Consider the following 23,180-nt stretch of genomic DNA (forward strand, 5'->3'; position numbering starts at 1 on the left):
CAATAATATGTACCTTTTTATTTCCTTTAAATAGAACACAGGAGATCACAGCATGAGGTAGAATATGCACTGGATCTTTTGCAAAAAGCAATACCACTTTGCTGTATCGTTTCCGATTCATGTAATGTCATCTCATAGCAGTTTAAGCTTTGTGGCTAAACCAGGCCATGTAACCGGAACATTAATCAGCTGTTTTTCAGAAATAAATATATTTTATATAAATAAAATATCAAGGGCGATCCTGAACATAAGCGTTTAAAAACGGGTCCAGTTCACCACTCCTTCTGCCAACTTTACTTTTATAGCTCGTTGTTGTTTTCCCTTTGCCTTCTGCCCTTTGCCCTTTGCCTTATTTTCTTACCTTCGCACCACCATGACGGAAAAGATTCTTATTCTCGATTTCGGCAGTCAGTATACTCAATTGATTGCCAGGGCCGTCCGGGAGGCCAACGTGTATTGCGAAATAATTCCCTATCACAAAAAAGTTGAATTTGATCCTTCACTGAAAGGTATAATCCTGTCGGGTTCGCCTTTTTCCGTGAACGACGTCAATGCCCCGGAAGTAGATGTAAAAGCCCTCAACCAGCAACTGCCCGTATTAGGGGTTTGCTATGGCGCCCAGTTAACGGCCAAACAATTTGGCGGACAGGTAGCCAAAAGTAACAAACGCGAATACGGTCGTGCCCTTATGCACAAACAAACCGACGACGTGTTGCTGAAAGATGTTATGGAGAAATCGCAGGTTTGGATGAGCCATAGCGACTCCGTACTGCAATTGCCTGCCGGGTTCAACGTGCTGGCCACTACCGATGGCATTCCCTTCGCCGCCTTTAAAAAGAACAGCGATACCAATCCCCTGTACTGTGTACAATTCCACCCCGAAGTGTACCATTCTACAGAAGGGAAAAAAATGATCAAGAACTTCCTCGTAAATATCTGCGGAGTTAAGCAGGACTGGACGCCCGCTCACTTTATCACTGATACGGTAAACGACCTGAAAAAACAGATCGGCGATCGTAAAGTGATCATGGCACTGAGCGGTGGGGTTGACTCTACCGTGGCCGCAACATTGATCCATAAAGCCATTGGCAAAAACCTGTACGGCATTTTTGTAGACAACGGCGTGTTGCGCAAAAATGAATTTGAGCAGGTACTCGAAACCTATAAAACCATTGGCCTGAACGTAAAAGGCGTAAATGTCAAACAGCTATTTTACGATGAGCTGAAGGGTAAAGTAGACCCCGAAGCCAAGCGTAAAACCATCGGCCGTCTGTTTATTGAAGTATTTCAGCAGGAAGCAAAAGCCTTTGAAGGCGTTGAGCTGTTGGGCCAGGGTACCATTTACCCCGATGTGATCGAAAGCGTATCGGTGCATGGCCCCTCGGTAACCATCAAATCGCACCACAATGTGGGTGGTTTACCCGATATTATGCACCTGGAACTGGTAGAACCCCTGCGGTTCCTGTTTAAAGATGAAGTACGCCGTGTGGGTGCAGAACTGGGAATCCCCAGCGATTTGTTAAATCGTCACCCCTTCCCCGGTCCCGGTTTGGCCATCCGCATCCTGGGTGAAATTACGCCTGACAAAGTGGAGTTATTACAGGAGGCCGACCACCGCTATATACAAGGATTGAAAGAACATAAATTATATGACCAGGTATGGCAGGCAGGCGCCATCTTACTACCGGTTAAGAGCGTGGGAGTTATGGGTGATGAAAGAACGTATGAATTCACCGTAGCTTTACGTGCGGTAACTTCGGTTGATGGCATGACCGCCGACTGGGCTCACCTTCCTTATGAATTTCTGGCACATATTTCGACTGATATCATCAACAATGTAAGAGGTATCAACCGGGTAGTGTACGACATCAGCAGTAAACCACCTGCAACGATAGAATGGGAGTAAACGTCTTTTTGAAGAGTTACCCCGCCTGCGCGGGGTAACCTTTAATTACGTGAGGTATGAATAACAATAGAACAACTCAACACTTAGTCAATAAAGAATTCCCTATGACGAAAAAATGGTTCGTATTATTATTTTCATGCCTTGCCATGGCCTGGGTAGCGCCAGTATCTGCACAAGTAACACCAGCACCAACTGGTACAACACAACCGGCACAACCCATGCAACCTGTGCTAACACAGCAAACAGATTCCGGCCGCCAGCAAATTGCCATCTTTACACCATTGTTCCTTGACTCGGCCTTTGATGTCACCGGCAATTACCGGTACGATGCCAAAACTTTTCCCAAACAATCCAGTGCAGGTTTGGAATTTTGGGAAGGTGCTGAACTGGCCATCGATTCATTACAGAAAGAAGGTATTAAACTGGATATTCATGTATATGATATCAAAGCGCCACAACCACAAATGGATTCCCTGCTGATCAGTGAAGAATTCAAATCAACGGATCTCATCATAGCACAGGTTACCTCAGCTAATGAAGTTGCAAAACTGGCCACTGTAGCCGCCACATTAGACATTCCTTTTATCAATGCTAATTATCCCAGTGATGCAGCCATTCAGAATAACCCGCATTACGTTATTCTGAACCCTACCCTGCTTACTCACTGCATTGGCCTTTACCGTTTTCTCCAAAAGAATTATTCTTTATCAGATATTATCGTATTCAGAAAGAAAGGGGCAACCGAAGACCGGATAAGAAGTTATTTTACGGAGTTTGAAAAAACGACTGCCGTAAAATTGAAGTTGAAGTATGTAACCCTCGAAGATAATTTCACCCAGGATAAACTGCAGCCCTATCTCAACAGCGATAATAAAACCATTTGCGTGGCAGGAAGCCTGGACGCCAACTTCGCCCAAACACTTTGTTCGCAGCTGGCGTTATCGAGCGATGCCAGTAACCCCAATGTGGTAATCGGTATGCCTACTTGGGACCAGATCGATTTTGAAAAATCGCAATACAAGAACCTCGAAATAGTGTACGGCACTCCGTTCTACGTAAACCCTGCCAACAAACTGGCCACCACTGTGCAGGAGAATTTTAAGAATGAATTCTATGCACGTCCGTCGGATATGGTTTTCCGTGGTTTTGAAAGCCTCTATCACTTTGGACATTTATTAATACTGAATGGGAAGAACCTGGGTTCGAGCCTGAGCGATAAAAAATACATGCTCTTTGGCGAATTCGATATTCAGCCGGTGATCAACAGAGCCACCATGACGCTTGACTATTTTGAAAATAAGAAATTATACTTTGTAAAGAAAGTAGATGGAGTAGTAAAGACAGTTTATTAGTTACCGGGTACCAGTCACCGGGTCAAAAAAGCCGTATCATGGTTGTAAACCGTGGCACGGCTTTTTTGTGTAACATAGGTGCTCCCTGGCTGCGAAGACGGGTAACCGGAAACCGGTAACTGGTAACCGGCCCCTGTAACTTAACATGTAACAGACTATTCATGCCACTGATCTCATTTACAGACAAAGGCTTGTATTGCGAAGCGGGACAATTTTATATTGACCCCTGGCAACCGGTTGATAAAGCCGTAATCACCCATGCCCATAGCGATCATGCCCGGCCCGGCAGCCAATCTTACTTATGCCACCGGGAAACCCTGCCCTTGTTAAAATTGCGGCTGGGCCCTTATAATTACCAAATAGTTGAATGGAATGAAAAGATCTACCTGAATGAAGTAATGGTATCGCTTCATCCTGCGGGGCATATCATCGGTTCTTCCCAGGTTCGCATTGAGCACAAAGGCGAAGTGTGGGTAGTAAGCGGTGATTATAAAACGGAGCCCGATGGCATCAGCGGCGATTTTGAACCCATCCCCTGTCAAACGTTTATTTCGGAATCCACATTCGGGTTACCCATCTACAACTGGAAACCGCAACACGAAATCTATCACGATATCCAGAACTGGGTGCGCAGTAATGAAGTAGCCGGCAAAACCTCCGTGTTGATCGGGTACAGCCTGGGAAAAGCACAACGGATATTACACGCATTGGAAGAAGTAACCGGCAATATTTATGTACATGGCGCCATCTGGAACGTTCATGAAACCCTGGTGCAGGCAGGTCATAAATTACCTGCCGTACAACGCATTACGCCCGATACGCCTAAGGAGGCCTTCAAGGGCAGTGTGGTGATTGCACCGCCTTCAGCAGACGGCAGTGCGTGGATGCGCCGTTTTGCTAACCATAGTACGGGCATCTGCAGCGGCTGGATGCAGGTTCGCGGCAACCAGCGACGCAGAAATGCCGATGCAGGTTTTGCACTCAGCGATCATGCCGATTGGCAGGGCCTGTTACAGGCAGTAAAAGCCACCGGTGCACAAAAAGTATACATCACGCATGGCTTTCAATCTGTCTTTAGTCGTTACCTGAATGAAATAGGCATCGATGCATCAGAAGTAAAAACGGAATTTGGAACGGAAGATGAAGAAACCTCATCCCCCGATCCCCTAAAGGGGGAGGAACCAATCTACTAAAAGAAAAATGTCAGAAAATATTCACCATACTAATCCCAATAGCTCACCGCCGAATGGCGGAATCGATAATAGCTCCCCCTTTAGGAGGCAGGGGGGTGGGATGGAGGGATTCGCCTCTCTCCTATTCACGCTTGGCACCAGCACCAAAACAAATGATAAGCTACACGCCTTATCAACCTATTTTGCGCATGCCGACGAAAAGGATAAGGTGTGGGTGATTGCCCTGTTCAGCGGTCGCCGGCCACGCCGCACCGTTAGTGGCACCCAGCTGGCAGTATGGTGTTGTGAATTAGTTGATCTGCCCATCTGGCTCTTCCAGGAATGCTATCATACCGTAGGCGATCTCTCGGAAACAATTGCTTTATTGATCCCCGAGAAAAATGATTCTTACACCCCCTCTATTGGAGGGGGTCCGGGGGCCACCCACCCACTCCATTACTACGTTGAACAATTCCAGCAACTCGAAAAAGCCACCGAATCCGAAAAGAAAGCATTTATTCTGCAGTCATGGCTGGAACTAAGCAGCCGCGAACGGTTTGTATTCAACAAATTACTGTCAGGCACTTTCAGGGTGGGCGTATCGCAAAAATTAATGGTGAACGCACTGGCCCGAACCGTTCAACTGGAACCGAGCGTTATTGCCCATCGCATCAGCGGTAACTGGGACCCCGCCACCACTGCCTTTGAACAGTTGTTAAGCGAGCAGTCAACCCAAACAGATCATTCAAAACCCTATCCTTTCTACCTCGCCTATGCGTTGGAAGGCCCCTTACAGGATCTGGGCGAACCGGCAGACTGGCAGGCCGAATGGAAATGGGATGGCATCCGCGGACAAATAATAAAACGCAACGACCAGTTGTTTGTATGGAGCCGCGGCGAAGACCTTATCACCGACAAGTTTCCGGAATACACTATTCTGCAAAGCAAACTGGAAAACGGCACTGTCGTTGACGGTGAAATATTGCCCTACAAAGATGGGCAGGTACTCAACTTTAACGTACTGCAAACCCGCATTGGCAGAAAGAACATTACAAAAAAGAATTTACAGGAAGCACCTGTTGGATTATTTGCCTATGACCTGCTTGAACTAAATGGCGAAGATATCCGGCATTGGGCACTAGCCGAGCGGCGGGCTGCTTTGGAAACACTGGTCAATTCACTGCAACTGCCCTGGCTGCAACTATCCCCTATTGTTACCTTCAGCAATTGGGAAGAACTGACCACTATTCGCGAACAAAGCCGCAACCTCAACAGTGAAGGGTTGATGTTAAAACGCAGCGCATCTGCCTACCAGGTAGGCCGCAAGCGGGGCGACTGGTGGAAATGGAAAATTGACCCGCTCACCATCGATGCGATAATGGTATATGCACAAAAAGGAACCGGCCGCCGCAGCAACCTGTACACCGATTATACCTTCGCAGTAAAAGATGGCGACAAACTGGTTCCGTTTACCAAAGCTTATTCCGGATTGACCGATAAAGAATTCGCCCAGGTAGATTCCTTTGTAAAAAAGAACTCCCTCGAAAAGTTTGGACCGGTTCGCACCGTTAAACCCGAACTGGTTTTTGAAATAGCCTTTGAAGGTATAGCTGCCAGCAACCGTCACAAATCGGGCGTAGCCCTTCGCTTTCCCCGCATCAGCCGTTGGAGGACAGATAAACTACCTAACGATATCAATACTTTAGAAGACCTGAAGCGAATGTTGGAGCTATATGGGAAATAAGAAACAGTTACAGGTTTCAAGTTTCAGGTTTCAGGTTCCGAGTTCAGTGTTGCCGCGTCGCGGTCTTTGCCCTCTGCCCTCTGCCTTGCCTTTCCACTGTCTACTGCCTTTTAAAATACTTATAACTTCCTACTTACCGCATCTGTCGTAACTTAGGGGAATGAAAAAATGGATGGTGCTCAGTCTCATTGTGATCAGTGGCGTAGCCTTTACCGGTGTGTTAATCAGCGAATATGAACCCGTTCCTATTCCGCCCAGCACACAACGCACCGGGGGCGATGTGCAGAAAGGATATGAGTATCTGACTACCGGCGAGTACGTAAAAGGGGGTATCCCTTTCAAGACCTGGTTGATGGGGATGGGCAAAAGCAAAACCAATTACCTGCAGCGTACCGGCAATAATGCCGAGATCTCTCACGAATATAATACGGTTACAGCGGCCAATGGCGAAGTACTGGTAGCGCCCAATTGCATGCAATGTCATGCACAGGTGTTCGATGGTAAACTGGTAATGGGTTTGGGTAATACCTTTATAGATTTCACCCGTAATGAAAAGCTGAATGTAAAAAACCTGAAAGCAGTGGAGAGTCTGCTGAAACTTACATCTGCCAGCAGATATAGAGCAGCCAAACCGTTTCTGGATGTAGCCGAGGCCATCTCTCCCTATCTCATCGTTAATACCCGTGGCGTAAATGCCGCCGATCGCCTGGCAGCCGTACTGGTTGCACACCGCGATCCGGTAACATTTAAATGGAACCCCGACGTACAGCTGGATATTCCCGAAACCGTTATTCCGTCTGATGTACCACCATGGTGGTTGCTGAAGAAAAAGAATGCGATGTTCTACAATGGATTTGGCCGTGGCGATTTTGGCCGTTTCCTGATGGCCTCCAACCTGCTTACTGTAAATGATACGGCAGAGTCGGCGGAAGTTGATTCACACATGCCCGATCTACTGGCTTATATTTATTCATTGGAGCCGCCCAAATATCCCGGCACTATCGATAAAACACTGGCCGGTAATGGCGAAAAGATCTTTAATAAAAAATGTGGTGGCTGTCACGGTTCCTATGGCGCTACTGAAAAATACCCCAACCTGTTGATCCCCGAGCCGGTAATTCAAACTGATTCGCTGTTGTACAAAAGCAATTATTCCGCTTCACAGTTTGTTGACTGGTTCAATAAAAGCTGGTTCACCACGGGCGATCATCCGGCGCGGCTGGAACCATTTATGGGATACATTGCGCCCCCGCTCGATGGCATTTGGGTTACAGCACCCTACCTGCATAACGGTTCTGTTCCAACGTTAGAGGCCTTGCTTAACAGCGATCTTCGCCCCAGATACTGGAGCCGCGATTTTGACAACCCGGAATACGACTATGAAAAAATAGGCTGGAAATTCACCAAAGAAACAAAGGCCCTCGATAAATTCACCTACAATACCGATCAGCCCGGTTATGGCAACTATGGCCACACCTTTGGTGACAGGCTTACTGAGAAAGACAGGAAGGCGGTATTGGAGTACCTGAAGACGTTGTGAGGAAGTTGATCAGTTGACGAGTTGACGAGTTAACAAGTTTACAAGTTAACGAGATAGAAGAAGGTTAAGAGAAATAAAGGAGAAAGTTGATAGAGTTGAAAAGAGTAAGAAACGAAAATAGTGAGAAAAATTACATCTTCGTTTGCCGTTTCACGACTCAGCCTTGCCGCGTCGCGGTTCTGCCTTCTGCCCTTTGCCCTCTGCCTTTATTTAATCAGTTTCCCGAACGAAGTATGTTTGTCTGCTTTTACCTGCACCAGATAAACACCGGGAAGCAGCGCCGACAAATTACTCATGACGATGGTATTCCGGCCCAACAATCCTTCCTGTTGCACCTTTTTTACCAATCGGCCACTCGCATCGTACAGCGCTACCTGAATCATTCCGGCTTTCTCCAGTTGCATACTTATTTGCAGAATATCTTTAAATGGATTGGGGAACACTTCAGTACTTACCGTCAATGTATTCCCGGTTCGTACCACCACCATATTGGTGTAATAGTAATTCCCATTAAGATCTGTTTCGCGGATGCGGTAATACACCGTTCCGGTAACACCCGGGGAATATACATACGAATAGGGGGTGATTACATCATTAGTGTTGGCGGCCGCCAATTCACCAACTTCGGTAAATGACCAGCCATCCAGGCTATATTCAATGGTAAAGGAGCGCGCATTTACCTGTGCATAGGCTAACCAGTTCAGTTGAACCTGTCCGTTATTATAAACAGCTTGTAAAGCACCCAACCTCTCTGCCAGTACTGAACATACAGCCGGGTTCGCCATCGTTGGCGTATAGGTATTGGGATTTGCTGCCACCAGGGCCCCGTTCACAATAAGGTTGCTGGTTGTACCCGGCATGGACTGGTTAACAGTCAACTTCTGGCCGGCAGAACTATTCTTCCCCTTGATCTGCTGGTTATTTGATACTGAACCAGCCACATACAAACTGCCATTTCCCTGAATGGTTCCATTATTACTTAACCCGCCATTTACCCGTAACTGGGCATTGCTGTTATTGATGAGGAAGCTATTGCCATTGATCGAATACGAACCGCTAACATAAAACAACCCTTCATTGCGAATACCCGTGGAGCCGGTAACACTGCCTGAAAATGTCATAATACCCAGGTTTACAATTGAATCGCTGGTAGTGCCGGTATTGAAGGTGCCGTTTGCAAAAACGGCCTTATTTTGATTATAGAACAGTCCTGAAGAAGTGAAGGTTCCATTAACGGTAACTGTTCCGCGGTTATTGATGGTAGTACCACTGTTGGTAGTAAGATCCTGGGTAAAATTTAAAACCCCGTTATTATTTATAACAGCTCCGGATCCTACATTGGCAGTAGTGCTAAACGTCATAGTACCACAAGCAGTATTCGATACCGTTAGCGCAGAGTTCTGGTTCCAGCTACTGGCCCAGGTAAAACTGCCGTTATTTGTGATGGCCGCGCCATTACTGAGCGATACGTTATTCATTATCACCGTACCATTATTTGTAACAGCGGCAGAAAAGGTATTCGCCGTGCCGGGCGCAAATTTACCACCCGTTTGTATTTGAATGACAGATCCCTGGTTGGTTGTAATATTGCCCGTATAATTGCCACCACTCACAACGACCATGGTAGCCCCGTTATTTAACGTGATGCCGCCACTGAAAGCAGTACTGATGCAAACTGTTTGTCCATTAGTGTAGCTGCCTGCAGCATTGGAAATACTGCCGGCTGGGCATTGGGCTGTTACCGCCTGGGTGGATAATATCACCCAAAGGATCACCAATAACCAACGGATATTGGCGGGGGTACGGGAATCAAGTTTCATGCGGATCAACGGGTTGGGTTGTTGCGCCCGTATAGGCACCAAACACAGGCCAGATTGCCAAAAACCTAAATCCCATTAATGGTTTACATTTTTATCAATTACATAAATACCTGTATACACTACACTTATAAGCAAGTTTTTCTTTACTAAAATACCCTTAGCAAGCGAAGGAAACCCGCATCAGCCGTTACAATCTTCCCTTTACAGGAAAAAAATTCCAAATTATGGAAAGCGCACGTCATTAGATGGCCTCCCCCCACCGGGGGTCGGGAGGGGGTATGCAACAAAAGGGTCTGAGCTTCTGGGAGGTTGGAGGGGGCCTGCAACAACAGAGTCTGAGCCTTGGGGAGGTTAGAGGGGCCTGCAACAACAGAGTCTGAGCCGGATCTCCGGCGGAAGGTTGGGTGGGGCTTGAAAATTCGCTAAATTACTTCGCAAAGGAAAGGTATGCAGGTGCTAATCAATTGCCGCATGCCCATGTGTTATGAGGCTTCAAACAACTACCGGATATACTACGATCGTTAACTGGCTGGCAAACAAAAACCACCATCCGTTCACCTTCCAGGAAGAAACCTGGCAACATATTATTAATGGTAAAAGCGGATTGGTGAACGCCCCAACAGGCTGTGGAAAAACATTTTCTGTGTTCCTGGGCGCCCTGATCGATTTTATCAATCACCACCCCGACGACTGGAAATCAAAAGGCAATAATGGATTACAACTGTTATGGATCACCCCCTTGCGGGCCCTGGCCAAGGATATTGGCCGGGCTATGGAAGAAGTGGTGAGTGAGCTTGGCATGCAATGGAAAATAGGCATCCGCAACGGCGATACCGACATCAACGAACGGCAGCGACAAAAACGCCGTATGCCCGAAGTGTTGATCATTACCCCTGAAAGCCTGCACCTGTTGCTGGCGCAAAAAGGCTATCCGGCTACTTTTGACACCCTGCAGACCATGGCAGTTGACGAATGGCATGAACTCATCGGATCCAAACGAGGCGTTCAGGTAGAACTCGCCGTTTCACGATTAGTGGGCTTGCGAAACTCATTACGCGTATGGGGCATTTCAGCCACTATCGGTAATTTAGAACAGGCGAAAGAGGTTTTGCTATCTCCTGTGTTTCACAAAGAGGGACCGATTGAGGTTAATCGCGAGGTAGCCGGCTCCCCCTCCACCGGAGGGGGCCGGGGGGAGGCCGTCAAAGCCAACATTCGCAAAGACGTTGTCATTGAATCCATCATCCCCGATGAAATTGAAAAATATCCCTGGGCCGGGCACCTGGGCCTAAGGCTGATCCATAAAGTACTGCCCATTTTAAACAACAGCCGCACCACGCTCATCTTCATCAATACCCGGGGCATGAGCGAGCAGTGGTACCAGGCTTTGTTAACCGCCGCGCCCGATCTGGCGGGCGCCATAGCCTTACACCATGGCAGTATTGAACAGGAATTGCGCATCTGGGTAGAAGAAGCTCTGCATACCGGCCGGCTAAAGGCCGTGGTATGCACCGCCAGTCTTGACCTCGGTGTTGATTTTCGACCTGTTGAAACCGTTATACAGGTAGGTTCACCCAAAGGCGTTGCCCGCTTTTTACAACGCGCCGGAAGAAGCGGCCACAGTCCGGGCGATGTAAGCCGGATCTATTTTCTGCCTACCCATTCGCTGGAACTGGTAGAAGCAGCCGCCCTGAAAAATGCGGTGGAAGAAACATTTATCGAAAGCAGGGAGCCCATGCTGTTATGCTTTGATGTGCTGATCCAGTACCTGAGCACCCTCGCCATTTCAGATGGCTTTTTACCCGAGCCGTTGTTAAAAGAGCTCAGGTCAACGTATTGTTACCGCGATATGACCGACAACGAGTGGATGGCCATCCTGGAATTTATTACCTCGGGCGGCAATGCTTTACAACAATATGATGAATATAAAAAGGTAGAGGTCATCGATGGCGTTTTTCGTATTAACAGCCGGCGCATCGCCATGCGGCACCGCATGCACATCGGCACCATTGTAAGCGAAGCCATGATGAAAGTAAAATTCCTCAGTGGCGGCTTTATTGGGGTAATAGAAGAATGGTTTGTCACCCGTTTATCGCCCGGCGATGTATTTACCCTGGCGGGCCGACAACTGGAACTGGTGACCATCAAGGATATGACTGCCCTCGTAAGAAAATCAAACGCCAAAAAATCGATCGTACCCAGCTGGCAGGGCGGCCGCATGCCGTTAAGTGCCAATCTAGGCAAGAAGTTGCGTGAGAAATTCGAAGAGGCCAGAGACATACAAGAAGGAGGCAAAGGGCAAAGGGCAGAGGGCAAAGGGCAGAAGCAGCAACCTCCCCCTCCAATGGAGAGCCAGTCCCGACCTGTCGGGAGGGCCGGGGGGAGGTCTCAAAGCAATAGGCAGAAGACAGAAGTAAGGAGTACTAAGAACGGAGATCCATTGCCGATTGCCGATTGCCGATTGCCGACGGCTTCACCTGACATCGAATTACAGGTCCTTGAACCGCTATTCAATTTACAGGAAACCCTCTCCCACGTACCCGGGGCCAATGAATTATTAATTGAACATATAGAAACGAAGGATGGCTATCACCTGTTTGTATACCCGTTCGAAGGGCGGCTGGTGCATGAAGCCATGGCAGCCATTCTGGCCTGGCGCATTAGTAAGATAACGCCCATTACTTTTTCCTTTGCCATGAATGATTATGGGTTTGAACTGTTGAGCGATCAACCCATACCGGTGGACGATACCAATGTGTATGAACTGTTCACCCCAAATAATCTATTGGCTGATATTCAGCGAAGTGCAAATGCAACAGAAATGGCAAAACGAAAATTCCGCGATATCGCGGTTATCGGCGGACTCATCTTCCAGGGTTATCCCGGTGAACAAAAGAAAGCACGGCATTTACAATCGTCTGCCTCGTTATTATTCAATGTATTTTCAGAGTATGACTCGGGTAATTTACTATTACGCCAATCCTATCAGGAAGTTTTCGATCAACAGATGGAAGAAGTACGGCTGCGCAACATGTTGGAAAGAATACAACAATCAACCATCATCATTACATTTCCCCAGCAATTAACCCCATTCTGTTTTCCGATAAAAGTAGACAGCATGCGGGAAAACCTCACTTCGGAAAAACTGGAGGACCGGGTTAAGCGTATGCAAGCACAACTGAACCAATAGGCAATCAGCAATTTGCAATGGGCAAAACCCCTCGAACGGGAATCACCTTGCCCCAACTTGTCGGGGTGCCGGGTCTTCGTTGCCGCGATGAGGCCTTCGCCTTTTGCCCTCTGCCCTTTGCCTTCTTCCCACTGCCTTTCTTTTCCACATTCATCCCAAAATGAGAAAAAAGAATCTATTCCCCCTGGGGTAGGGGCAAAAAAATACCTGCCTTTTATTGCCGTACCGATAAGCACAGTAAAAAAAGCAGGCATAAGAAATTTACACACAGCTCTAACCAACAACGTTTAAATACTTTTCAGAGGATCATAAGGTTATTTAACAATGGACTCTGAAACAGATTCCATAGGCTAGGGATTAATACGTGCCATAACAGCCAGGCCTTTCCCAGGATTTGATGTGGGTACGCTGTTCTCAAAGGTGTACGATAGATGTCGGGAATGGATACGTGTTTTCTACAGGGACAGTATATTGACTAAAAAGTAAAAGGCGAAAAAGAAGTTGATTGACATTGGATTTCACCGGTAATCACTGGATATTGGAAATGACTTTTGGACGGTTGAATTCTAAGGACTCTGGACGATACGAGGTTGCCAATCCCCGTCAATCAACTTGGCTCCAAAAATAGGTGTTGATAACAATGTGGAAAAGAGCAATATTGCCCTATTTTATTTATTCGGTTTTTACTTCCCAAACTAGTACTATTCACATATCAATAAGGTATAGTAACTACCTACCCATAGTAATGTTACCTTTCAAAATGTTTATAAGTATATTCCGAAATAATATAATTTCGTAAAAATGCTATAGTATTTGTCACGAAAATTTAAGACTTTGGGTCCGAATTTGGACGTCGTGTAAACCGGCGTCTTTGGATCCCTTATCTTATTAAAAACAATACAACCCGCATGAAAAAACCTGACACCGAAGGCGTTATTAAAGTAGCTATTGCAGACGACCATGCCCTGTTCAGGGCAGGTGTTCGCACAGCCCTCGCTGCTAAAAGGGATGTAGAGTTGATTGCCGAAGCCGACAATGGCATGCAACTCTTAAACCTGCTCAGACACATTGAACCAGACATCATTCTGCTGGACATTCAGATGCCTATTATGGATGGCATCCAAACCCTGCCTGAGATTCGCAAACTTCGGCCAGAAGCAAAAGTTATCATTCTTTCCATGCACAACGATCATTCAATGATCAGCAAGCTTATGGAGATCGGTGCTAACTCTTACCTTACCAAAAATTCCGATTCAGAAACCATTTACCAGGCCATTAGAACCTGTTACGAACAGGAATTCTTTTTTAATGAGCTTACCAACAAGGCCTTGCTCACTGGTTTGCGTACCAAACGCACAGATATTGCCGGCCCCCAGGACGTAAATCTTTCTGAAAAAGAGATCCGGGTTTTGAAGCTCATGTGTGAAGAGAAAACGACCAAAGAAATTGCTGATATTGTTGAGATCAGCCCACGTACCGTTGAAGCTATCCGCGACAAACTCAAAACCAAAACCGGCGCCAAGTCAATGGCCGGTCTGGTGATGTATGCTGTAAAAAACGGTATCATTGACCAGAACGTGTGATCCTCCCTTTAAAGAAGTAATTCAAGCAGTCACATCAGTCAAAATGTCTGTAAAGTCCGCTCCGATATATCGGGGCGGATTTTTTTTGCCTATAGGTCCCATACCAACAGGTACCTAAGTATTAGGGCTCTGCCGGATCTGTACCGGGCCAAAACCGGGTCTCTTTATAACCTAACAGGGACCTGACAGGGACTTCACAGGGATCTAACAGGGACCAAACAAGGATAAAGTCCCTGTCAGGTCCCTGCTATCTCCTGGTTATATCCTTGTTAGTCCATGTAAATACCCGAAAGAATCTGGATACAGACAACAAGCTTTCCGTATTAACTCAATGACTTTTTGTCTTTTTGTATTCTTTGCAGAACTTCACCCCATGAACAATTGGTTGTTTTATAATGGAGAGGTAATACCGGTTGAAACGCCGATCATTTCCGCCAACAACAGGGGATTGCGTTTTGGCGATGGGCTTTTTGAAACCATCAAGGTAATAAGAGGTGAAATGCCGCTGTTCCATTTGCACATGGAGCGATTGACCAAAGGACTGGCTGTATTGAATACACAATTGCCTGAAAAGTATACAGCTGATTATATCTCGCAAGCCATTTTGGAGTTGTGCAATCGCAACAACATTAACGGCGCGGCACGGGTACGCCTCACCGTCGTGCGGGGCAATGGAACCTTGTTTGCCACTGATGAGCTTTTTGCGTCTATTATTATTCAGGCAGAACCGTTGGCCGGTGATTACCTCGTCTTTAATGAAACAGGTTTAATCATTGATGTTTGTCCAGGTATTCAAAAAAGCTGTGACCAGTTATCCAACCTGAAATCGAACAACTACCTGCCCTATGTAATGGCAGCCCAATATGCCTGGCAACACCAGTTGAACGATTGCCTGGTGCTGAATGCGCATAACCGCATATGCGATGGCACCATCGCCAATGTGTTCCGGGTTCATCAAAACAGTATTTATACGCCACCGCTTTCTGAAGGCGGGGTGGCCGGTGTAATGCGACAATATTTATTAACAGAACTGCCCAAAGCAGGCTATACAGTTCAAGAAAAAATATGTACGCCGGAGGACCTGGAAACTGCCAATGAAGTGTTTTTAACCAATGCATTGTTTGGGATACGTTGGGTAAGACAGTTTAGGAATAAGATTTATAGTAATAAGTTAGTTACGATTTTACACAGTCAGTTCATAGGTTCGTAAGTTATTGAGTTCAATGATCAACATATTTTGGTTTCGAAGGGATCTGCGGTTAAATGATAACGCAGGTTTATATCATGCCCTGAAAGGCAATAGCGCGGTGCTACCCATTTTTATTTTCGACACCAACATACTTGAGCAATTACCCGGCAAAGCTGACCGCCGGGTTGAATTTATTCATACTGCTTTAACGGGTTTACAACAACAGCTGAAAGAACTGGGTTCTACCCTGGTTGTATATCACGATACGCCACTCAACGCCTTTAAACAGCTGGTGAAACAATATAGGATTGAAGCAGTATTCACCAATCACGACTATGAACCCTATGCCCGGGACCGGGATGAAAGCATTGCCCAATTTTTAAAGGAACGTGACATTGCTTTTCATACGTATAAAGACCAGGTGATCTTTGAAAAGAATGAAATAATAAAAGATGATGGCAAGCCTTACACCATCTTCACGCCCTATAGTAAAAAATGGAAGGCCAGGCTCAACGAATTCTATTTAAAGAGTTATCCTGCAAATAAGTACTTTAATAACTTTCATCAGCTGGCGGCCAAACGCATTCCTTCTTTGCAGGAAATCGGGTTTGAAAAAACGGGTGGCGAGTTTCCAACCGATTCGCCCGACAATGCCATTATAAAGCAGTACGATAAACAACGCGATATCCCGGGTATACAAGGCACCAGTCATTTGGGAGTACACCTGCGTTTTGGTACCATCAGCATCAGGCAGCTGGCGCAAAAGGCCATGAAGCTGAACGAAACCTTTTTGAGTGAACTCATCTGGCGCGATTTCTTTCAAATGATCCTTTGGCATTTTCCGCATGTGGGCAAGGGTAAGGCGTTTAAAGCGGAATATGATTTTATAAAATGGCGTAATAATGAAGCCGAGTTTACCCGTTGGCGCGAAGGCAATACCGGCTACCCCATCGTTGATGCCGGCATGCGCGAATTAAACACCACCGGCTTTATGCATAACCGCGTGCGGATGATTACCGCCTCCTTTCTGGCCAAACATCTATTGATCGACTGGCGCTGGGGCGAGGCGTACTTTGCAGAGAAACTGCTTGATTTTGATCTGGCCAGTAACAACGGCAACTGGCAATGGGCGGCAGGTTGCGGCTGCGATGCAGCGCCCTACTTCAGAATATTTAATCCCTATACGCAAACTAAAAAGTTTGATCCTGCACTCACCTACATAAAGAAATGGGTTCGGGAGTTTGAGGAATTTACTTACCCCGCTCCTATTGTTGAACATGAAACAGCACGCGCGCGCTGTTTGGAAACCTATAAGAAAGGATTGGAAAAAGCACGATAACTATTCCGGCAACTGGTAATGCTCATATAACTTCTTTACCAGCAAAGTAATATACCGCTTCAGGTAGGTTTCATTCAAAAAGGTATTTGTCCAGTTCTCAAAACGCTGGCATTGCACACCCAGGTAAAAGAAATACATACTAACACTGGCGGCGGGTATCAATTGTTTCTCCGCTTTCGGAATAGGCGTAACCGATTCGTACCCTTTTAAAAAGCTATCCAGTTTTAATTTATGCTGGTCCGGTTCTTTCTCCGTATTAACTAACTGCAATTGATAATAGGCAATATCAAGCAATAACCAGCCAGTGCCACAAAAATCAAAATCAAATAAAGTGATGTCTTCGTTGTTGTGAATATTCAGGTTATCGAACCAGATATCCAAATGAACAACGCCAGTACGTAATGAAGAGGCCGGTGCATTGTAAAACTGTTGCAACAACTGTTGTTGCGCCTTCTTCATCCATTGCATTTCTTCCGTATCGGCGGAAATGAATTGTTTCACCTTTTCAAACGATTCAATCAACAAAACAGGCGCCGTATACTGCACGCGATTGAAAGGCAAATTATGTGTTACGGCATGCATACGCGCCATTATTGTGCCCAGCTTATAATGCAGCTCTGATGAATAATTCAGCACCTTCTCTCCTTTTGCATAAGAGAACAACACGCCCATGCGCACACCTTCGGGCGCAGGAATGTGTTGAATGAAATTTCCCCGGGGATCAGGCAGTGCATAGGATACGGGAATGTCGTTTTCTTTCAATAGCCGTAACAGCCCGATCTCTTCTGTAATTTCTAATTCAGTACGCCAGTTATAACTATATACCCTGAAAATATATTTCTGCTCACCATCGGTTACCAGGTAAGCATGATTGATAGCCGCCCGCAATAACCGACAGGTGGCGCCCGCTCCAAACCCATACTGTTGTTGCAGGAAGGTAGCTAAATGAGTTGCCGACAGCGTGGAACACACAACTGGAAAAGGTTGCATAATTGATTGTATTTTATATTAGCGAATTGGAAAAAATCCCGGGAACCGGGAGGAGCAGAGGCTGATAAAGAAGGGGCAGCGTGCAGACTTGTCTCGACTTTAGTCGGGGAAGGAGGGCAAATATAAATGCGCCGTACTTATTTAAACAAATAAAAAAAAATCGAATGCCGAAGTTCTTATACTTCAACATTCGACATTCAAAATTCGTTATTCGACCCGCCTTCGCCAGGGCTTCGGCGGGCAAGTATTCTTAGTGCTGCGCCATTCTGATGGCGGTGCTTCGCAACTTAAAATAATAGTCGTCAATATCCTGCCCGGAGCGTACCGTTAAAGCAGAACCAAAATTATCGGTTTCCTCAGAATAGGTAACACAGGCTTTATCGTATTTACTGCCCGATGCGCGTGAAGAAAAATAAGCGTTCAGGATAACATCTTCTTTGGTAAGAAAAAGGATCTGACCGGTAGAATCGCATTTGATCTTTTGTTTAGGATCGCGTTTACCGGTTATCAGTTCTTTATAGATATTAATTTCCGATTGATCTGTAATGGCTTCAGAAAGCGTATCGCCATGGTTGAAGAACTTCAATTGTACTTTATCCACATCCTTTAGCAGATCGGCAAAATACGTTTTGCCTTTGCTTTTATGGGTAATGCTGCCACAGGAAAACAAGGTTAAAACTGCTAAACCAAGGGAAACTTTTTTCATATAATTACTTTTACAGTACGGCTCGCTATACAAATCATGCACCCGGTTCAACCCTTCAAATATCTTCCCGGTGTTTCAGCAAAGGCTATACCACTTTTATTACTCCGCTGTTGCTAAAAAGATTTCTTTATTGTGAGCAGCTACTTTCTTCAATTGCTCGTAAATATCCAAAAAAGTATTCACTGCTGCTTTACCATCGGCTCCCAGTTGTAAAGAATAGTTATTCACATACAGGTCGATGTGCTGGCGCATGACCGTTTCGCTCATTTCCTGTGAATGTTGTTTTACATAATCAGTTATCAATGGGTAATTGGCAAACGCATATTCCAGGCTGCGTTTTATTAATCCATCTACCTTTTGCTGCAGGGCGCTGTTGAATGATTTTTTCATTACAATACCACCCAGCGGAATGGGGTTACCTGTTTTCCGCTCCCAGTATTCACCCAGGTCAACCAGTTTATGCAACCCTTTCTGCTGATATGTAAAGCGGTTTTCATGAATGATTACGCCTGCATCTGCTTCTCCGCTTAACACCGCATCTTCAATGGCGGAGAACACCATGAATTTTTTGTTAGCGGCCTGGGGATAGGCCAGTGAGAACAACATATGCGCAGTGGTATTTTCACCCGGGATGGCAATGGTCATCTCATTCACCTCTTTAGCATTTGCTGCTGCTTGTTTTGTGATCAACAAGGGCCCCACGCCTTTTCCCAGCGCGCCACCTGCATTCAGCACAATATATTTCTCCAGTAAAAGCGGCAATACGCCATAACTGATCTTTGTAACATCCAGCCTGCCCTGTATAGCCCATTCGTTAAGGGTTTGCACATCTTCCAGTACAGGTTCTACTGTTATACCTTCTGTATCGATCTTATTATTTACTAACGCGTCGAAAATAAAAGTGTCGTTCGGACAAGGGGAGAAACCTAAGGTAAGCGTCATCTTGTTTAATTACTTTATTTTGAAATTCTAAGTGCCAGGTTGATCAGTTGACCAGTTAACCAGTTGATCAGTTAACTGGTTAACTCTGTATTTACCATCTTTATCAACTGCTCATTCAATAACTGAATAGCTTCTTTCATCTTCCATTTAGTTTTATCCCGCTCTCCTACCATATTCGATACCGCACGTAATTGGATAAATGGGATTTTTTCTATCAGTGCTACGTAGTGAAAGGCGGCGCCTTCCATGGACTCAACAACCGGCTGGTACTTTTGTTGCAATTGTTGTATCCGGGCCGGCCTTGTGCTGATCTCATTTATAGTGACTGACTTTACCAGCGGAAGGTTGTATTGTTGTAACAATTCAGCATGTTTATTCTCCAGGTTTTTGCCGGTATAGGGATCAGTGATCTGTGGCAGGCCCATATCGAACACATCTTTAAACTCATTATTTTCTTCCACGCCCAGATCACCGGTTACTTCTTCCTTTATCAACACCAGGCTGCCGGGGGGATAGTCGGCAGAAAAACTGCCGCCAATACCTGCCTGTATCATCAGGTGGGGCCGGTGTTTGTCAACGGCTTTTGTAAGCCAGTAAGTGGTGCTCATACTGCCAATGCCCGTGTTCAGCACCTCGAAACGGTTATTGCCAATGATACAATCCCGTTCGGCTAAATAGTTTATCGTGGGTTGAATTTCAAAGTTGGTGGCGGCTACCAATAAAATTTCCATACTGCAAAATTAATGATTCAAGGGCACAAGACCTTGAAACCTTGCATCTTGTAGCCTCCCCCGAGCCCTCCCGACCAGTCGGAAAGGAAATTTTCATGTGTGTGCCTTGTACCTGATGCCTTGTTTCTTGTGTCTTATCCCCTTAATATTGTGCTTTGTCCCATGTGTATTGAACCTTGCCCCCTGAACCTTGTACTTTCGATCTTATGCCTTGTTCCTTCTAAGTGTTATCTTTGCGGCAAATTTTCACGACAACAATGGTGTATCTGACTCGTGTTGAGCATTTTAATGCCGCCCATAAATTGTATAACCCCAACTGGAGCAAGGAACAGAATGAACTGGTTTTTGGAAAGTGTGCGAATGAACACTGGCATGGTCATAATTACGAATTGTATGTAACCGTAAAAGGCCGGCCTAATCCTGATACCGGGTTTGTGTGTGATGTAAAGGCATTAAGCAAGATTATTAATCAATATGTTATTGAGCAATTAGACCATAAGAACCTGAATATGGATGTGCCGTTTATGAAAGATCAGCTTTGTTCAACCGAAAACCTGGCTATTGCTATCTGGAAACAGTTACAACCACAATTACCAGCAGGCGTGCAATTGCATGGTATTAAACTGTACGAAACACCCCGCATTTTTGTGGAGTATTTTGGCGAATAGACAGTATTTGTTGTACAGGCAACAATTGGCAAACAAAAAGCGTATTACTTTGTATGTTGAATAACATGAGCAAAAAAGTGGCAGTTTACCGAAAGGAACATTTTAACGCGGCTCACCGCTTATACAATCCTGCCTGGGATATGGCGAAGAATGATGCCGTGTTTGGTAAATGTAACAATCCCAATTTTCATGGCCACAATTATGAAGTAGTGGTAAAAGTAACTGGTGTACCTGATCCCGAAACCGGTTATGTGATGGACATGAAAATATTAAGTGACCTCATCAGGGACCACGTGCTTGAACAATTTGACCATAAGAACCTTAACCTCGACACTCTGCATTTTAAATCACTGAATCCTACGGCTGAAAATATTTGTGTGGTGATCTATGAACTGTTGCGTGCGCAAATTGACACCCAGCTAGATCTGCAAGTACGTTTATATGAAACGGAAAGAAATTTTGTAGAGTATCCGGCATAATTCTTCAATACCATTGCTTGCCGGGCATTCAGCATTAAGCATACATAACTAAACCATCGGAAAATGGCCTTCAAAAAAATTGAACAATACGACGAGAAAATAATGCCGCCGTTAATGCACCATTACCGCGAATCACTGAAACTGCTGGGAGAGGATCCTGAAAGGGAAGGGTTGGAGAAAACGCCGGAACGGGTTGCCAAAGCCATGCAATATATGATGCAGGGCTACGATCAGGATGCAAGGGCTATTTTAAATTCAGCCAAATTTAAAGAGTCTGTAAGCGAAATGATCCTGGTTAAAGATATTGAGTTGTACAGCATGTGCGAACACCATATGCTGCCCTTCTTCGGCAAAGCGCATATTGCTTATATTCCTAATGGGTATATTACCGGTCTTAGTAAACTGGCCCGGGTAGTTGATGTGTATGCCCGCCGGTTACAGGTGCAGGAACGCCTTACCACCCAAATACTGGATGCCATTAAAGAAACGTTGAATCCCCTGGGCGTGGCCGTCGTTATAGAAGCCAAACACCTTTGTATGATGATGCGGGGTGTGCAAAAACAAAACTCAATTACCACAACATCGGCTTTTTGGGGAGAGTTTGAGAAGAACCAAACCAGAAGCGAGTTTACAAAATTAATTTCCAGCAGGTTGCATTAATATAAGTTGCGCCGTTAATCCGTTGATCAGTTGACCAGTTCCTGGTTAACTGATCAACGGGTCAATCTGACTATAGATCTCTGGTCATCACTCCAGCCTTCCATTTTTGGGAATATCCAAAAATATAACTACTAAATTTGTATTTATCATTTCTTCCACCAGTTCCGACTTCTTTTTTGGATAGTTAAAACCTTTGTGGCATTTTTGTTTTTTAAACCCCTTTTTACATTATGACACATGCGTTTGTGTTCCCGGGGCAGGGTTCCCAGTTTCCGGGGATGGGAAAAGACCATTATGAAAACAGCGCTTTTGCGAAAAGATTATTTGAACAGGCGAATGAGATCGTGGGGTTTCGTATTTCCGATATCATGTTTAACGGCACTGAAGAAGATCTGAAACAAACCAGGGTAACACAACCCGCCATTTTTCTTCATTCTGTTATAGCCTTTAAAAGTATTGATAATGCCCGCCCCGAAATGGTGGCAGGCCATTCACTGGGTGAGTTTTCAGCATTAGTGGCCAATGGCGTATTGAGCTTTGAAGATGGATTAAAATTAGTAAGCATCCGGGCACAGGCCATGCAAAAAGCCTGCGAATCAAGTCCTTCTACCATGGCGGCCGTTCTGGGTCTTGATGATGCCAAAGTAGAAGAAATTTGCGCCCTGGTTCAGGATGAAACCGGTGAAGTGGTGGTACCGGCTAATTATAATTGCCCCGGACAGTTGGTTATAAGCGGAAGCAAAAAAGGAATTGAAGTGGCTATCGAACGCCTGAAAGCTGCCGGCGCTAAACGCGCATTGGTATTGCCGGTTAGCGGCGCTTTTCACTCTCCTTTAATGGAACCAGCCAAAGCCGAATTGTCGAAAGCAATTGAAGCAATCACATTCTATCATCCTAATTGTCCTGTTTATCAAAACGTTGTGGCGAAGGCAGTGGGCAACAAAGAAGATATTAAACAAAATTTGATTGATCAGCTGACCAGCGCAGTTAAATGGACCCAAAGTATTAAGACCATGATCACCGACGGTGGCGACCATTTCACTGAATGCGGTCCGGGTAAAGTATTGCAAGGTTTGATCGGAAAGATCGACAAAAAAGTTACTACTGATGGCGTAAGCTAAGCCAATAGGCAATGAGCAATTGGCAGGAAAATTGTACCCCTAAACAAA

Annotated in this window: 18 protein-coding genes; 13 read left to right on the plus strand and 5 right to left on the minus strand. The window is 45.6% G+C overall.

Annotation, left to right across the window (positions count from 1 at the left end):
- Positions 1-373: 373 nt before the first annotated feature.
- From guaA to ACJ751_RS11105, 5 genes are all read left to right on the plus strand, one after another.
- On the plus strand, positions 374-1,906 hold the full coding sequence (gene guaA, locus ACJ751_RS11085) for a glutamine-hydrolyzing GMP synthase (RefSeq protein WP_407745559.1): 1,533 nt from the start codon (positions 374-376) through the stop codon (positions 1,904-1,906).
- A 104-nt stretch (positions 1,907-2,010) separates the two neighbouring features.
- Positions 2,011-3,258, plus strand: a complete 1,248-nt coding sequence (locus ACJ751_RS11090) for a hypothetical protein (protein WP_407745560.1) — start codon at positions 2,011-2,013, stop codon at positions 3,256-3,258.
- Positions 3,259-3,419: 161 nt separating this feature from the next.
- The gene (locus ACJ751_RS11095; protein WP_407745561.1) at positions 3,420-4,451 is read left to right on the plus strand and encodes a ligase-associated DNA damage response exonuclease; all 1,032 of its coding nucleotides are present in this window, start codon (positions 3,420-3,422) and stop codon (positions 4,449-4,451) included.
- Positions 4,452-4,458: 7 nt separating this feature from the next.
- Positions 4,459-6,174 (plus strand): ATP-dependent DNA ligase, encoded by a 1,716-nt coding sequence (locus ACJ751_RS11100; RefSeq protein ID WP_407745562.1) that lies wholly within the window; start codon positions 4,459-4,461, stop codon positions 6,172-6,174.
- 160 nt (positions 6,175-6,334) lie between these two features.
- Positions 6,335-7,714 (plus strand): hypothetical protein, encoded by a 1,380-nt coding sequence (locus tag ACJ751_RS11105; RefSeq protein WP_407745563.1) that lies wholly within the window; start codon positions 6,335-6,337, stop codon positions 7,712-7,714.
- 206 nt (positions 7,715-7,920) lie between these two features.
- On the opposite strand, the gene ACJ751_RS11110 is transcribed toward ACJ751_RS11105, so the two are convergent.
- A complete protein-coding gene (locus ACJ751_RS11110) occupies positions 7,921-9,534 on the minus strand; it encodes a T9SS type A sorting domain-containing protein (RefSeq protein WP_407745564.1) in 1,614 nt (537 codons plus the stop codon).
- A gap of 484 nt (positions 9,535-10,018) precedes the next feature.
- Between ACJ751_RS11110 and ACJ751_RS11115 the strand changes: the two genes are divergently transcribed.
- The 4 genes from ACJ751_RS11115 to ACJ751_RS11130 all read left to right on the plus strand — a co-directional run bounded on the left by ACJ751_RS11115 (position 10,019) and on the right by ACJ751_RS11130 (position 16,835).
- Complete coding sequence (locus tag ACJ751_RS11115; protein WP_407745565.1) at positions 10,019-12,724, plus strand: ligase-associated DNA damage response DEXH box helicase; 2,706 nt, start codon at positions 10,019-10,021, stop codon at positions 12,722-12,724.
- Positions 12,725-13,632: 908 nt separating this feature from the next.
- A complete protein-coding gene (locus ACJ751_RS11120) occupies positions 13,633-14,307 on the plus strand; it encodes a response regulator transcription factor (protein WP_209139535.1) in 675 nt (224 codons plus the stop codon).
- A 373-nt stretch (positions 14,308-14,680) separates the two neighbouring features.
- Positions 14,681-15,517: an aminotransferase class IV gene (locus ACJ751_RS11125; protein WP_407745566.1), complete on the plus strand. Its 837-nt coding sequence runs from the start codon at positions 14,681-14,683 to the stop codon at positions 15,515-15,517.
- A gap of 13 nt (positions 15,518-15,530) precedes the next feature.
- Positions 15,531-16,835 (plus strand): cryptochrome/photolyase family protein, encoded by a 1,305-nt coding sequence (locus tag ACJ751_RS11130; protein WP_407745567.1) that lies wholly within the window; start codon positions 15,531-15,533, stop codon positions 16,833-16,835.
- Here ACJ751_RS11130 and ACJ751_RS11135 read toward each other — a convergent pair whose 3' ends face one another.
- The 4 genes from ACJ751_RS11135 to mqnB all read right to left on the minus strand — a co-directional run bounded on the left by ACJ751_RS11135 (position 16,836) and on the right by mqnB (position 20,204).
- On the minus strand, positions 16,836-17,825 hold the full coding sequence (locus tag ACJ751_RS11135; RefSeq protein WP_407745568.1) for a phosphotransferase enzyme family protein: 990 nt from the start codon (positions 17,823-17,825) through the stop codon (positions 16,836-16,838).
- Between the two features lie 250 nt (positions 17,826-18,075).
- Complete coding sequence (locus ACJ751_RS11140) at positions 18,076-18,531, minus strand: hypothetical protein (RefSeq protein ID WP_407745569.1); 456 nt, start codon at positions 18,529-18,531, stop codon at positions 18,076-18,078.
- A 99-nt stretch (positions 18,532-18,630) separates the two neighbouring features.
- Positions 18,631-19,473 (minus strand): 1,4-dihydroxy-6-naphthoate synthase, encoded by an 843-nt coding sequence (locus ACJ751_RS11145; protein WP_407745570.1) that lies wholly within the window; start codon positions 19,471-19,473, stop codon positions 18,631-18,633.
- 71 nt (positions 19,474-19,544) lie between these two features.
- Positions 19,545-20,204 (minus strand): futalosine hydrolase, encoded by a 660-nt coding sequence (gene mqnB / locus ACJ751_RS11150; RefSeq protein WP_407745571.1) that lies wholly within the window; start codon positions 20,202-20,204, stop codon positions 19,545-19,547.
- A gap of 257 nt (positions 20,205-20,461) precedes the next feature.
- On the opposite strand from mqnB, the gene ACJ751_RS11155 reads away from it, so the two are divergent.
- The 4 genes from ACJ751_RS11155 (at position 20,462) to fabD (ending at position 23,132) form a co-directional block, all read left to right on the plus strand.
- Positions 20,462-20,872 (plus strand): 6-pyruvoyl trahydropterin synthase family protein, encoded by a 411-nt coding sequence (locus tag ACJ751_RS11155; protein ID WP_407745572.1) that lies wholly within the window; start codon positions 20,462-20,464, stop codon positions 20,870-20,872.
- A gap of 53 nt (positions 20,873-20,925) precedes the next feature.
- Positions 20,926-21,351, plus strand: a complete 426-nt coding sequence (locus tag ACJ751_RS11160; protein ID WP_407745573.1) for a 6-pyruvoyl trahydropterin synthase family protein — start codon at positions 20,926-20,928, stop codon at positions 21,349-21,351.
- Positions 21,352-21,414: 63 nt separating this feature from the next.
- The gene (folE, locus tag ACJ751_RS11165; RefSeq protein ID WP_407745574.1) at positions 21,415-22,011 is read left to right on the plus strand and encodes a GTP cyclohydrolase I FolE; all 597 of its coding nucleotides are present in this window, start codon (positions 21,415-21,417) and stop codon (positions 22,009-22,011) included.
- A 230-nt stretch (positions 22,012-22,241) separates the two neighbouring features.
- Positions 22,242-23,132, plus strand: a complete 891-nt coding sequence (gene fabD / locus ACJ751_RS11170) for an ACP S-malonyltransferase (protein WP_407745575.1) — start codon at positions 22,242-22,244, stop codon at positions 23,130-23,132.
- Positions 23,133-23,180: the final 48 nt, after the last annotated feature.

Source organism: Niastella sp., from assembly GCF_045805085.1.
Classification (GTDB): domain Bacteria; phylum Bacteroidota; class Bacteroidia; order Chitinophagales; family Chitinophagaceae; genus Niastella.

Bases quoted from the DNA above. Each gene is read 5' to 3' on its own strand.
- ACJ751_RS11095 (WP_407745561.1), top strand. From the start codon at position 3,420: ATGCCACTGATCTCATTTACAGACAAAGGCTTGTATTGCGAAGCGGGA.
- guaA (WP_407745559.1), top strand. From the start codon at position 374: ATGACGGAAAAGATTCTTATTCTCGATTTCGGCAGTCAGTATACTCAA.
- ACJ751_RS11120 (WP_209139535.1), top strand. From the start codon at position 13,633: ATGAAAAAACCTGACACCGAAGGCGTTATTAAAGTAGCTATTGCAGAC.
- mqnB (WP_407745571.1), bottom strand. From the start codon at position 20,204: ATGGAAATTTTATTGGTAGCCGCCACCAACTTTGAAATTCAACCCACG.
- ACJ751_RS11110 (WP_407745564.1), bottom strand. From the start codon at position 9,534: ATGAAACTTGATTCCCGTACCCCCGCCAATATCCGTTGGTTATTGGTG.
- ACJ751_RS11145 (WP_407745570.1), bottom strand. From the start codon at position 19,473: ATGACGCTTACCTTAGGTTTCTCCCCTTGTCCGAACGACACTTTTATT.
- folE (WP_407745574.1), top strand. From the start codon at position 21,415: ATGGCCTTCAAAAAAATTGAACAATACGACGAGAAAATAATGCCGCCG.
- ACJ751_RS11160 (WP_407745573.1), top strand. From the start codon at position 20,926: ATGTTGAATAACATGAGCAAAAAAGTGGCAGTTTACCGAAAGGAACAT.
- ACJ751_RS11135 (WP_407745568.1), bottom strand. From the start codon at position 17,825: ATGCAACCTTTTCCAGTTGTGTGTTCCACGCTGTCGGCAACTCATTTA.
- ACJ751_RS11090 (WP_407745560.1), top strand. From the start codon at position 2,011: ATGACGAAAAAATGGTTCGTATTATTATTTTCATGCCTTGCCATGGCC.
- ACJ751_RS11155 (WP_407745572.1), top strand. From the start codon at position 20,462: ATGGTGTATCTGACTCGTGTTGAGCATTTTAATGCCGCCCATAAATTG.
- ACJ751_RS11100 (WP_407745562.1), top strand. From the start codon at position 4,459: ATGTCAGAAAATATTCACCATACTAATCCCAATAGCTCACCGCCGAAT.
- ACJ751_RS11115 (WP_407745565.1), top strand. From the start codon at position 10,019: ATGAGGCTTCAAACAACTACCGGATATACTACGATCGTTAACTGGCTG.
- ACJ751_RS11105 (WP_407745563.1), top strand. From the start codon at position 6,335: ATGAAAAAATGGATGGTGCTCAGTCTCATTGTGATCAGTGGCGTAGCC.
- ACJ751_RS11140 (WP_407745569.1), bottom strand. From the start codon at position 18,531: ATGAAAAAAGTTTCCCTTGGTTTAGCAGTTTTAACCTTGTTTTCCTGT.
- ACJ751_RS11125 (WP_407745566.1), top strand. From the start codon at position 14,681: ATGAACAATTGGTTGTTTTATAATGGAGAGGTAATACCGGTTGAAACG.
- fabD (WP_407745575.1), top strand. From the start codon at position 22,242: ATGACACATGCGTTTGTGTTCCCGGGGCAGGGTTCCCAGTTTCCGGGG.
- ACJ751_RS11130 (WP_407745567.1), top strand. From the start codon at position 15,531: ATGATCAACATATTTTGGTTTCGAAGGGATCTGCGGTTAAATGATAAC.